Annotated in this window: 6 protein-coding genes; 2 read left to right on the top strand and 4 right to left on the bottom strand. The window is 25.9% G+C overall.

Features of this window, described 5'->3' with window-relative positions; translation table 11 throughout:
* Window positions 1-104 precede the first annotated feature (104 nt).
* Complete coding sequence (locus RI01_RS00780; RefSeq protein WP_100217503.1) at window positions 105-1,346, bottom strand: hypothetical protein; 1,242 nt, start codon at window positions 1,344-1,346, stop codon at window positions 105-107.
* Window positions 1,347-1,588: 242 nt separating this feature from the next.
* On the opposite strand from RI01_RS00780, the gene RI01_RS00775 reads away from it, so the two are divergent.
* Window positions 1,589-2,203 (top strand): nitroreductase family protein, encoded by a 615-nt coding sequence (locus tag RI01_RS00775; RefSeq protein WP_026052431.1) that lies wholly within the window; start codon window positions 1,589-1,591, stop codon window positions 2,201-2,203.
* A gap of 1,257 nt (window positions 2,204-3,460) precedes the next feature.
* Here the strand turns inward: RI01_RS00775 and RI01_RS00770 are convergent.
* A complete protein-coding gene (locus RI01_RS00770) occupies window positions 3,461-3,694 on the bottom strand; it encodes a hypothetical protein (RefSeq protein ID WP_017192758.1) in 234 nt (77 codons plus the stop codon).
* 917 nt (window positions 3,695-4,611) lie between these two features.
* Between RI01_RS00770 and RI01_RS00765 the strand changes: the two genes are divergently transcribed.
* On the top strand, window positions 4,612-6,336 hold the full coding sequence (locus RI01_RS00765; RefSeq protein ID WP_017192757.1) for a DEAD/DEAH box helicase: 1,725 nt from the start codon (window positions 4,612-4,614) through the stop codon (window positions 6,334-6,336).
* A 264-nt stretch (window positions 6,337-6,600) separates the two neighbouring features.
* Here the strand turns inward: RI01_RS00765 and RI01_RS00760 are convergent, their stop codons facing one another.
* The gene (locus RI01_RS00760) at window positions 6,601-8,298 is read right to left on the bottom strand and encodes an AAA family ATPase (protein WP_017192755.1); all 1,698 of its coding nucleotides are present in this window, start codon (window positions 8,296-8,298) and stop codon (window positions 6,601-6,603) included.
* Window positions 8,299-8,583: 285 nt separating this feature from the next.
* Entirely contained in the window at window positions 8,584-13,164 is a 4,581-nt protein-coding gene (locus RI01_RS00755) for an AAA family ATPase (protein WP_017192754.1), read from the bottom strand.
* Between the last annotated feature and the right edge of the window lie 78 nt (window positions 13,165-13,242).

The raw sequence follows: 13,242 nt of genomic DNA, 5'->3' as shown, positions 1-13,242 counted from the left end.
CATTTACAGTGGTCTTTTTTACCTTTAATTCTGATTAGAATTATGATTAGTGAAAAAAGCTTGTTCTAAATGTGCTAATTATTTAAACAAATTTTTTAACTTTTTTAAGGTTTCTTTTTTTTATTGAGTTTATTGGGCGCTGCAGTTTTTTTCTGTTTTTCTTTTCTCAAATCATCTATTAATGTCTTATTTTGTTTTTCTAATGTTGTTTTGGCTTTTTTTAAATCTGTTATTTCTTTGTTTAATTTAGTCGTTTCTTTTTCTAAAGTTTCTATTTTAGCTTGTAAACTGTTTGTTTGTATATTTAATGCCTTTTTGTCAGCTATTAATGAGGCAATTAGGCTGTCTGATTGAGTTTTTTCAGCTGTTAAAGTCGCTCTTTCAGTAATTAATTTTTCTTTGTCATTCTCTAAAACATCTATTTTATTTTTATTTTCTGCCTGTTGAGAAGCAAGAACCCTTTTGTCATCGTTTAATTGGTTTTTGTCTCTTTCTAAGGACTCGATTTGGTTTTGCAAACTTTGTTTTTGCAAAGTAAAAGATTCTTTTTCAGCTATTAATGTTGTTATTTTACTTTCTAATTGGTTTTTTTCAGCGATTAAAGTTTCTTTTTCAGCTCTTAATTGTGTGTTTCGACTTTCTAATGCGGCCTTTTCATCATTTAACCCTTTTTTTTCGTCATTTAAACCAGTCTTTTGTTTTTCTAAGTTTTCTATTTGTTTTTGTAGCTCTTGTTTTTCCAAAATGAAAATTTCTTTTTCAGCGTTTAAATCGGTAATTTTTTTTAAGTTTATTTTTTCAGTTTTTAAAGTTTCTTTTTCAGTGTTTAAAATTTCTTTGTCAACATTTAATTGTTTATTTTGAGCTTCTAAATCATTCTTTTCTAATTTTAAATTAGCAAGGTCGTATTCTAATAAATCATATCTAGTTTGAAAATCTAATTTTTGGTTAAAAAGTTTTACTTTTTCGTCTTTTAATTGAGAACTTTCAATTTTTAAAGTCTCTATTTTAGAATGCAAGTCGACTTGCAGAGACATCAATTCTTCTTTCTCGCTTTTTAATTGTATATTTTGTTTTTCTAAGTTTTCTTTGTCTTTTTGTAAAGCGGATAATCGTTGCGTTAAAACCTTATTTTGCTTTAGCCATTCATCATATTTATTTTTTATATCTTGTTTGTGTTTAGTTAAGTCATTAGATAATTGAATATTTTGTTTTTCTAAAGATGTTTGCGCTTCTTCTGAAATATTTATTTGTCTGTCTTGGATAAATTTATAAATTAAATAACTAGAAAAAAGCAAAAACAGAATTATAATCTTAAAAAGGATTATATTTTTTTTTTTATTCATCATATTGCGTTTTTTTAAAAACCATTTCTATTTTGTATTGTTTTTTATCAAAAAATTGTATAAAATATTGTTTAGTGGAAAAGATTTTTAATAGGAAGAAATTTTGTTCTTAGTATAAAATTTTTCTTTCTTTTTTCTTTTAAGATAAATAAAATTTGTTAAAATACAATGTAAATGTTTTTATAAAAATTTTATTTATTGACCAAAATTATAAAAGACAACATAAAACGAAGGAAAGTAAAATGAAAATTAAAACAGTTAGATTGTTTGAAAAAGGCCACAAAATCAATAAAGAAACTTGGGATAAAATATTTCAAGACATACTTTTCACTCCTTCTTCTTTTGACTTGCAACCATGGCGTTTTTTTGTCATAGAAGGTCAAGAAAACAAAAATAAATTAAAAACTTGTTTAAAGGGTAATTTAACCCAATTGGAAACTAGTTCAGCTATGGTTTTGTTGTTTGGAGATCTAAATAAAGCCAAAAATAGCGAATATATTTATCAACAAAAATGGTTAAATAAGGAAATCACTCTGGAAAGAAAAGAATCCGTTTTAAAAAAAATTAAAGAAAATTATTCTTCTATGCAAGAGAACCAATTACATAATGAATTATTTTTAGAAGGAGGCATTGTAGGTCTTAATTTTGTGGCTACTTTGCAAAAGTTTGATTATAACGGAGGTTTTATCGGAGGTTGCAAGTTTGATCAAGTAAACGAACTTTTTGATATACCTAGTAATTATTTACCTCTTATTTTAATTTCCGTAGGAAAAGAAAAACCATTTCCCGAAGGAGAAAAAGGCCAAAAAAAAACACCTTTTAAATTAAAACCTCAAGATTTCGTTAATTTTTTATAATTAATAAGATGGAAAAATATTTCCTAATAACATTTGGGAAATATTTTTTATCATATTAACTTAAAAACATATTTTTTATCACAATATATCTCTATTATGATAAAAAATATGTTTTTTTTGTTTTCGAATGTTCATTAGGGAGGATTATTTATAAAAAAACTTCAGAAAATCAATTTAATGATCTTTATTATTTCTGTTGGTTCTGTTGGTGGAGATGAGGGGATTCGAACCCCTGTGCAAAGTTAACTTGTTTTATTCATTCTACATATTTATTTTGTTTTTCAAAAACAAACAAAAGTGGTATAAAATGGAAACTATTTCTTTAAAAAAGAAATAGTTTAATAATTTATATGATTATAAAAAGAAAAAAATAATTATATTGAAGGAAATAATGAAACCGGTTTAAAAGATAAACTCAGTTTTACAGAAGAATAAAAAATGATTAATAAAAAGTTTTCTTTAAAAAAATTTTTTACAGAAAACATTTATAAACCGTTTTTAGATTAACAAGAAGCAGTTGCTCTTGTTAATTTTGGAGCGTAACCTAAACCGTTATAAGTTGTTGATTCGCTTTCATAATTATCTTGTGTATTGCCGTTTATTTATGACCTCGAGCGTTTTTACTTGCGGTAACCAAGATATGATAAATAAAACTCATTAACCATGTCGAAACCAAAAACATCCCCATTTATATTTTATACGAAAAAAATAGAAAAAAGAAGACAAAAACGAAAAATCTTCTTTTTTCTATTTAAATAATTTTTTAACGCTATAAAGAGGTTGATTTAATAATTATCAATTGTCCTTATAATGTATTCTAATTAATTGCATAATGTCCATCACAAGTGAGACGATAGTTGAAAATATTTCATAAAAACTAACAAATAATAAATTAATGATTAAAAACTCATGTTTTTCTCAATTTTTCATTCTATGAAACGATCTAATTGATCTAAAATATTGACCCAAAGTAAAGACATCACTATAAAACCAAAAACATCAATTATCATTCCTACTATTATAATTAAAGCAATGTATAAAAGGTTATATTCTGCACCATAATAATGTAAATAATAATAAAAACTAATAAGGTTGATGAATCAATATATCACAAAAATCATTTTCAAAAAGAAACGAAAACCGTCATTAACTTTTATTTTTTGACGTTTATACAAAAAAGTCATAAAAATAAAATGAAAAACATTAGCAAAGTTAGTATAACGAATAAGAAAAAACAAATCAAGAAAACTTAAACATTCAATCGTTTGAAACATTCTTATCAAAATTCCAGTCAAAGAACCCGCCGCTATTGAAAGTGTGGTCGTCTTTATGTTTCCAAGCGTGAATATTATGTTTTCTATTATAATCTATTTCATAATCTTCCGGGTTAAAAGTATGAACGTGTTTTCCAGTAAATAAAGTCAAAAAAGTGATAAAAAATATTAAAGTAGTTACAATTTTTTTTCTAAATTCGCTTATATTTTTTGTCATTAAACAACCTTCTTTCGTATTTATATTTTTTCTATATCAAAAAATTTGAAATATTTTTTATATTAAATAAAATATGATAGTCCATTTCAATCATTCTTCCTTAACCATGCCAAAGTGCCCTGACTAAAATCTCTCATTGAATCAATAGGATTATTTATATTATGCTCCTTCTTTTTGCCAAAAAGTCAAGAAACAAAAGGTTATTTTCTTTCAAAAAAAGATAATTCTGCAAATTTCAACCGAACCTTTATTAACTATTTTTAACAAAAGACACCTTTTTATTTAAAGTTTTGTTTATTTTAGTATAATAATAAGGTATAATAAAGTGAAATAATTATTTTCTTCGAAATATAAATATTATTTGACGAAGTAAGAAAGCGATAATAAAGAATTAAATTTATTTTATATTAATTTTTTCATAAAATAAATATACTCATGTTTATATTTATTTGTTTCTTTTGGATTTTGATTCTGATGCTTGTATATTTTATTGAAATATATCATTTTAAATCTGGTTTATTTAAGAATTAAAATTTTTACATTTATTTAATTTTAATCAATGAAACAATATTTTTTATTATGAGTATTTTTTGTATAAATAAAATTAATAGTAACATTGACTTTATTATTTAAATCTTAAATAGATAAATATTCTTACTTACATATTAATAAAGATAAATAAATTGATTATATATTTTTTGTTCAGTATAACATTAAAACCACCAGATATAAAGCAACATTAAGATTAATGGATATTTTATCAAAATTTTATCTTTTTTAATTAAAAAATATTTTTTTAATATAATGAAAGATAATTCTATACTCAACTAAAGTAGGGTATATTATATTTCTTAGGAAAATAAAATTTTTTTATTAAATAGAAAAATTATTATTAATAGAAATAGAGGAAAAAATAAATGAGTATATTATTCACAGATTTAAATTTATTGCCACAAACGGAAAAAGCTTTAGAAGAGTTAAATTTTTCAATTCCTACATCAGTTCAAGCTATGGCAATACCAGAAATGATACAAGGGCATGACATTATTGTTCAATCTCAAACCGGAACAGGGAAAACTTTCGCTTTCGGCATCCCTACCATTGAAAAAATAGATCCAAAATTAGCTAAAACACAATCTTTAATATTGTGCCCTACAAGAGAGTTAGCTTTACAAGTTTCTCAAGAAATTAAAAAATTATTAAAATTTCACAGAGAAATTAGAACAGCAGTAGTTTACGGTGGAGAATCTTACATCAAACAATTCCATCAACTTGATTTAAAGCCGCAAATCATTATCGCTACTCCAGGTAGAATGATCGATCTTTTAGATAGAAAAAAAGTTGATTTATCAGCAGTTAAAATTTTAACTCTTGATGAAGCTGATGAAATGTTAAAAATGGGTTTCCAAGATGCTTTAGAAACTATTTTAAGCCAAATTCCTAAAGAAAAACAAACAGCTTTATTTTCAGCTACTTTGCCTTTTTCCATTAAGAAAATAGCTTCTAAATACCAAAACAACCCTAAAGTATTAAAAGTTTTACAACAAAATATCGCTGTTAAATCGATTGAACAATTTTATTTTATTGTTAAACATTTTGACAAAAGTAAACTTTTAGTTCGTCTTTTAGATCAAAAAAATCCTGAATCAGCAATTATTTTTGCTAATACAAAAAAAGATGTTGATAATATCTTATCTTACTTACAAGAAAGAGATTTTTTAGCTGACGCTATTCACGGCGATTTAAAACAAAACCAAAGACAACACGTAATGAATAGTTTCCGTAAAAAAAATATTAAAATCTTGGTCGCTACCGATGTAGCCGCTAGAGGATTAGATATTGATGACATTAAAATGGTTATTAACTTTGATTTACCGCATGAAGACGAAGTATACGTACACAGAATCGGTAGAACCGGTAGAGCCGGTAAAAAAGGTGTTGCTTACAGTTTAATCAGCGTTCAACAAGTTTCTCAATTGAAAAAATTAGAAAATTATTTAAAAGAAAAAATAACTGCTGTTAATATCCCTTCAATAGAAGAAATTAAACAAGAACAAAATAAATTATTTGAAACTAAAATTTTTGAATTAATCGAACAAAATCCAGAAGAAAACAATAAAGCAGCAACTTTAACAGAAGCTTTATTAGAAAAATTCGATGACAAAACAATTATTAACAATTTATTAAGTCACTTAATGCCTAAAAGTAAAAAATATGAAGAAATAGCTGAACCAAAATCCTTCGGTGGTTTTTCAAGTTACCAAAACACTCGTAACAATTACAGAAATAACAACTTTAGCAGATTCAACAATTCTAACAGTTATGGTTCCGACAACAGAAGAGAAAATTACGGCAGGAAAAGTAATTCTAACTTCTCCAATAATAATAAATTTGGTAGATTTGGCAGCAGAGACCAAATGACCGAATTAACTATTAATTTAGGCAGAGAAGACGGAATTAATCCACCAGTATTTTTAAAAATTTTAAACGATAAATTTAACATTTATGGCAAAAATATCGGAAACATCAAACATCTTTCTAATAAAACTGTTTTTGAAATTTCTGATCGTTTTGTTAAACAAGTTCAATCTAAAGATAATGTTTATTACGAGAAAAAACTTTTACAAATTCAACCTAGATAATAATAAACTCTCTTCTAATTTACTAAAAGATTTTATTTTATCGCAATATTTAAACCAATTTGTTATAAAAAAACAAATTGGTTTTTTTATTTCATTAAGGAGGATTTTTTTGCTCTTTTGATTTATTTATCAAAAAAAGATTTTTATCTAAAACAAAAAAAGACAAAACTTGGAATTGATAGAAAGTTTTGTCTTTTTATTATAAAGATATCTAATGTGATTTAGTTTAGTTTTAATGGATTTTTTATTGTTGAGATTTTTTTACTATTTTTGATCACATAATAAATAATTCATATCTTTTTCGTAAATTTTTCTCTCTTTGTAAAGCTTGTTTATGACATTTAACAATTTATCATTTGAAGGTAAAGTTTTTCCAGTTATTTTTTCAGTTAAGTCTTGCTGCCCCTTACCTTTTAAATTTTCGGGAGACGAAATGGAACTTTCAAATAATTTTAAAGCTTCATCATAAGAATGGTTCACTATTTTTTTAATCCATTTTTGCGTTTCAGACTCCATTTTAGAATTAAAAACCATTAAAGGTATTTTGTTGCTAGAACTTGAAGCATTAGAATCAGGTAACATTCCGTATTTCGTCACCATTTGAGACGCTAATGAATAAGCTTTTTTATAATCATCGCTAGCTCCTACGCTAAACTGTCCGTCTCCGTAAAAAAATTCTTCTGCAATTCTTCCTCCTAATGATATTTGAATGCTTTTTTCTAAATCTTTTTTAGTAGGAAAATTACTCGCTTTTTTAGGTAAAATCAAAGTATAACCGTCAGCTTGTCCTCTACGTTCGATAGTTACACGAACAACTTTACGATCTAATTTATGAGCTAATATAGCATGCCCCATTTCATGGATAGCAACTCTTACTTTATCTTCTTCGTTTAATTCATTTGTAGAAATAGGACCTAAAAGAACTTCGTCCATTAAATTATATATTTCTTCATTAGTAACTTCTGAAGATGCAGTTTTTTTCTTTTCATTTTCAAGTTCTTTAACTTTTTTAGCTAGTGAATCAATTTGAGCCGCACTGAAACCGAATAGATGAATTGTTTCGGCAATTTCTTTAATTCTTTGATCTAGACTTTTTTTGTTTTCTTGGGAAAACATTTTCAAACCAGACCTTTTCAAACTACCTTCTAATAATTTTTCAGTAGTTTTTAAATCCGGCAAACCCATATATATGTGTTTGCCTAAGCGACCTTGTCTCGTTAAAGCATCATCTAAAAGGTCAAATCTATTAGTAGCCCCAATAATAATGGCTTGCGGTTCGTTTTTATTTTTATTAAAACCGTCTAAATTGGCTAATAAAGCGTTTAAAGTAGATTCATGTTCTGAATGGTTATTATCATTGCTTTTACTTCTTGCTCTACCGATGGTTTCTATTTCATCAATAAAAATAAAATAAGTGTTCTTATTGTCTTTAATCGCTTTTTCTTTCGCTGTTTTAAAAAGATTTCTGATTCGAGAAGCTCCTACGCCAACGTATTTTTCGACAAAATCTGAACCAGTTGCGGAATAAATAGGACTTATACCTTTCAACTCTCCTGCTAAAGTTTTTGCCAAAAAAGTCTTACCTGTTCCTGGCGGTCCATAAAGTATAACTCCTCTTTCTGCTTCGCCTTTTTTAGGATTTTTAGCATATTCCACTAATTTTTTTAATTCGTTTTTTTCGTTTGCATAACCATAAAAATCTTCAAATGTTTTATCATAAGTTTTGATCAATTTATCTTTAGTCCATGAATTTTCTTCTTTATTTGACGTAGTATCATCGCCCGACATTATTGTTTTTGTTATTATGAAGCAAAAAACACCGATAATTAACAAAACATTCAATAAGATGCTAGTGATATTTTTGATAATGTTGAGCCAATCTTTCTTTTTATGAGGATTTTTGTTAGGATGGTTTTGCTCAAAATGCAAAAACTCATCAAAATTATTAAAATTTTGCGTCATAAATGCAATAAACTCCTTTTAAATTTTATTTTTTAATAAAAAAATTGCGTCACTGTTTGAATTTTTCTAAATATTAATTTCTTTTTGGAAACATTTTTTTAATAAAGTCTAAAATGTTTTAACAAAAAAAGTTAATAATTTATGAATTAATAATAATATAATAACATATTTTAACCGATTATCAAACAATATTATTGAGGAAAATTTATTTATTTTTATTAAGAAATTAAAAAAAGAGCCGTTATCTCTCAAAGAGAAACGGCCAGGAAAAATATTTTTTTGCAATTAATAGCGGCGTTTTTGATTTTTATTCGCAGAATTAATTAAAATATATAACATCATTAAAGTTAAAAAGATAATATAAAAATTATGTTTAATCCAAGCATACATTTCAGAAGAATGAGTATTTTTAATACGATAATTTTTGATAAAATCATATATTTCTTGTTGAATTTTCTTTTCGGTAACATCTGGTTGTTGTGATTCTTTTTGCGCTACTAAAAAAGCCCCTTTAGAAATTAATTCGATGGTTTCGGTGTTAGGTTGTTCTTCTAAAATATGATCGATTAAAATGCATTTATGCACCGTTGCGGATACTTTTTCTTTTAACCTTTCTTCAAAATTATTTTCATATGTATTTATTTCTTGTTGCAAAAGATCCACTATTTCTTCTAAAGAACAATTGGTAAAAAATAAATTTTTCTTAACTTTGTTTTGTAGAAGCGTTATTAAAGAGTTTTTTTCATACTCCACTATCTCAATATGCAATTTAGGGTATATTGTTTGCCATATTTGATAAAAAAGTCTACCTATTAATAAAGCGGAATTGTCTTTAATATTGGATTTGACTTCGTCTAAAGAAATATGGTTTTTTCTTTTCATTAAATTCACTAATTCGTTATAAACTTCTTTTTTTAAATCTATTTGGAAATACTTGATCTGTTGAGAAGTGAAAAGCATATTATTTAATTTTAATTCTTCAATAATACGGTCTATTTGTTGTTCTAATATTTGTTTTTTGTTAACTTCTAAATAAGTTTTAGTTTCTGACAGGAGTGCGAATTGCAGTTTCTCTAAAGTCAAAATATGAGGAGAAAATATTAAAAAATCCAATTTATCAGCAATTATCTTTTTAATTTCTAATTTATCTTTTTCTTCGATTAAAAGATTTTGAGCTACTATTTGACTAAAAACATTATTTATTAAAGGTTGTTTAATGTTTTCATCTAAAAATTTCAAAATAAATTGTTCTATTTCTGCTTCGTTATTATCGATTTCTCTAGCTTTTTGTAAGATTTGCGTTTGAAAAAAAGCATCACCTCTTAAAAAAGGATATTTATAGCAAAATTTATCTATTAACATGTGTGCTGTTTGTTGATTGATTTTTAATTTTTCATAGTCCCAAATTAAATAAATCTGATGAACTTTTTTCATACCCGTTTTTAAAATTTCTTCTAAGCTGTCAATTTTTTGAATTTCTGAACGTCTTTTGGTGGAGTCTGTATTTTCCTTATCTTCAAAATAAACACCTAATAAACCTTCTGGCAAAGGGTTTTCATCATTATATGTTTTTTTGATTTTGTCTTTATCATCTGAAAAGGAAATACTGTCTATTTCGTTGCTTAGATATTTATTATAACCGGCTTTTTTATATTTTTGATAATGATTATTGATTAAATCAAAATATTTCTTTTCAGAAAAGGAGAAAGGACTATCTTTGAAAAGATGTTTCAAAAGAATGTTTTTATATTCTTTCATTGTCGATAAAAAAGCCATATCAGGTTTGTCATGGGCATGTTTCTCCCAATCTACTAAAGTTTCTGATTGTGAAATTCTATCGAAAGCTAATTGTAAATCAATAGGTAAAATGTTTAAATGGCGATGTATTTCAATAGCTATCCCTGCCGCTTGGTCTAAAATTTCAATGATTTTTCTTGGTGATTTTAAAAAATTATTATCGAATTTACAAATCTGTTCCATAATTTTTTCTAAATATTTATAAGCACGAACATCTAATTTATAATTTTTAGAAATCATTTTAACAAAAGTTTTCAACTCTTCTTCTTTCCAATAATCTATTTCAATCAGTTTATTAAAACGACTTAAAACGGCGATATCTATTTCATCTTTAAAGTTGGTGGCCGCTATAATAAAAACAGTTTTATCAGGATCTGTATAAATACCTTCGATTTGTGATAAAAAAGAGGAAATCATATTCCCATGGTCTGAAGTTAAACCATCAGTATTACGTTTTCTAAAAATACTTTCACACTCGTCTATAAAAATAATACATGGAGAATGTTTGCGCGCTTCTTCGAAAAGATTTTCTATAATTCTCGGTCCTTCTCCTACATAACTTCGGGAAAAATCTGCAGAAGTAACAGCGTAAAAAGGTAAGCCTGATTCTTTGGCAAAAGCTTCAGCTAAATATGTTTTACCTGTGCCTGGCGGTCCGTACAACAAAACTCCTCTAGGTTGTTTTTTAACGCCCATGTTTTTATATTCTTCAGGACTCTTTAAATAAGATAAACTTTCTAAAAGTTGTTCTTTTTCCTTTTCCATTCCGATAACATCTTTAAAACTGTGTAAACGAGTAGTATCTTTTAAAAATCTCGCAGTTGCTGTTTCTGTTTGTGTTAATTTGATTCTTTCTTTGGCTTCATCTTTTAATTCTTTTTTTGTTAATTCAAGTATTTCTTGATATTTGCCCACAATAAATTGATCGCTTTTTTCTTTTTGTTTTTGTGAATTTTCAATGATAGTTTCTAATCTATCTAAAGTATTATCATAAAATTCTTTCAAATATTTAAATTCTTGATCGTGTTTTTTTAACTTTTTTTCTTGTTCTTGAATGTTAAAATAAGCAGTTCTTAATTGTTCTTTAGTTTTGTCTAGTTGTGATTGATTCTCTTTTAAAATATTTTTTTGATGATTGATGGTTATTTGCAAAGAATGTTTCTCTTTTTTACTTAAAGTTTGAAGAGTTTGAATTTCTGTTTCTTTTAGTAATAATTCTTCTTCTAAGTTATTTTTATCTCTTTGCAATTTTTGGATGGATTGTTCTTGTTGCTTTAAGTCTTTTTTTTGAGTTTCAATATCACTCATTAAAATTTTTATTTCTGCATTTAATTTATTTTTGTCTTTTTCTAAGAGATTATTTTGTTTTTCTCCATCTCTTAATTGGGTTTGCTTTTGTTCTAATTCAATATTTTTGTTTTGAATTTCTTCTGATTTTTGATCTATTTTAGCAATTTGTTCTGTAATTTGTTTTTTTAGTTCATCAATATCATTTTGCCTTTGGTCTAATTGTTGTTGATAATCTTGGATGGTTTTTTTAAGTTTTTCTATCTCTTTTTGAGATGAATCTAATTTATTTTTAGTTTGGTTTAATTGGTTTTGATTTTCTTGTAAAAGAATTTTTTGATGATTAATTGACTCTTGTAAAAGTTGTTTTTCTTGTTGGTTTAAAATTTGAAGAAATTTAATTTCTTGTTCTTTGGAAGATAAAAGACTTTCCAAAGTAGTTTTATCTGTTTGTAGTTCTTCTATGGATGCTTCTTGTTGAGATAACTTATTTTTAAAAGAATCGATATCACTAATTAAATCCTTGATTTCGTTTTGTAATCGGTTTTTGTCTTGTTCTAAAAGATTATTTTCTTTTTCTCCTTGGACTAATCGCTCTTGTTTGCTTTCTAATTCTTGGACTTTTTGTTTAATTATTTCATTATTTATACTTATTTCGTCGTTTTTAGCCTTTATTGCATTTTGTAAGGTTATAATTTTTTCTTGTTGTTGGTCTAATTGTTGTTGATAATCTTGGATGGTTTTTTTAAGCTTGTCTATTTCTTTTTGAGAATTCTCTAATCGGTCTTGAATATCGTTTAATTGGTTTTGTTGTTCTGCTAAAAGATTTTTTTGTTGATCAATAACACCTAATAAAGATTGTTTTTCGTTTTGACTTAAATTTTGATGATGTTTAATTTCTTCTTCTTTAGATAACAATTGTCCCTCTAAAACAGTTTTATCTGTTTGCAACTCTTGAATAGATTTTTTTTGTTGCGATAGCGTTTCTCTTTGAGAATTGATATCACGGATTAAATCGTTTATTTCATTAGTTAAACAGTTTTTTTCTTCTTCTAAAAGAGTATTTTTTTGTTCTTTTTGGGCTAATTCAGCTTGTTTATCCTCTAAAGCTTGCACTTTTTGTTTAATTGTTGTATTATTGCGTTTAATTTCTTCGCTTTTATCCTTTATTTGGTTTTTTAAGTCAACAATAGCTTCTTCTTTTTGTGCAATTTGTTCTTTATATTCTTTAATTATTACATTAAGTTTTGCAATCTTTTTTTGGGCAGAACTTAATTGTTCTTGCATTTCGTCTAATTGTCTTTGATTGTCCACTAAAATACTTTTTTGATAATCAATGGTTCCTATTAACGTTTGTTTTTCGTATTGACTTAAAGTTTGATGGGATTCGATTTCTTGTTTTTTGGATAACAACTGTTTTTCTAAAACCGTCTTATCTTTTTGCAGTTGTTGCATGGTCAATGCTTGTTGCGATAACACTTCCATTTGAACATCAATATTACGGTTCAAATCTTTTATTTCGTTATTTAAGCGATTTTTATCCTCTTCTAAAAGATTATTTTCTTTTTCTCTTTTGTTTAATTCCTTGTTTTTATCGTTTAATTCGTTTATTTTTTGTTGGATTAATTCATCTTTGGCGGTAATATCGTTTTTTTGATTAAAAATTTGCGTTCTTAAAGATAGGATGTCTTCTTTATGTTTATCCAACTTATTTTGTTGTTCTTGCATTAACAAATTAAGCCTTTCGACGGTTGTTTGAGTTGAACTCAATTGTTCTTGCATTTTGTCTCCTTTATTTTTTTATTTCTTTTGGTGTCCTTACCAATAATTGTGTGTTTTTTCAAATAAAAAACCCTTTTT

The organism is Italian clover phyllody phytoplasma str. MA1, assembly GCF_000300695.1.
Classification (GTDB): Bacteria; Bacillota_I; Bacilli_A; order Acholeplasmatales; family Acholeplasmataceae; genus Phytoplasma.
Note: the sequence above shows the minus strand (reverse complement) of the source record. Positions and strands in the feature narration are given on the sequence as shown.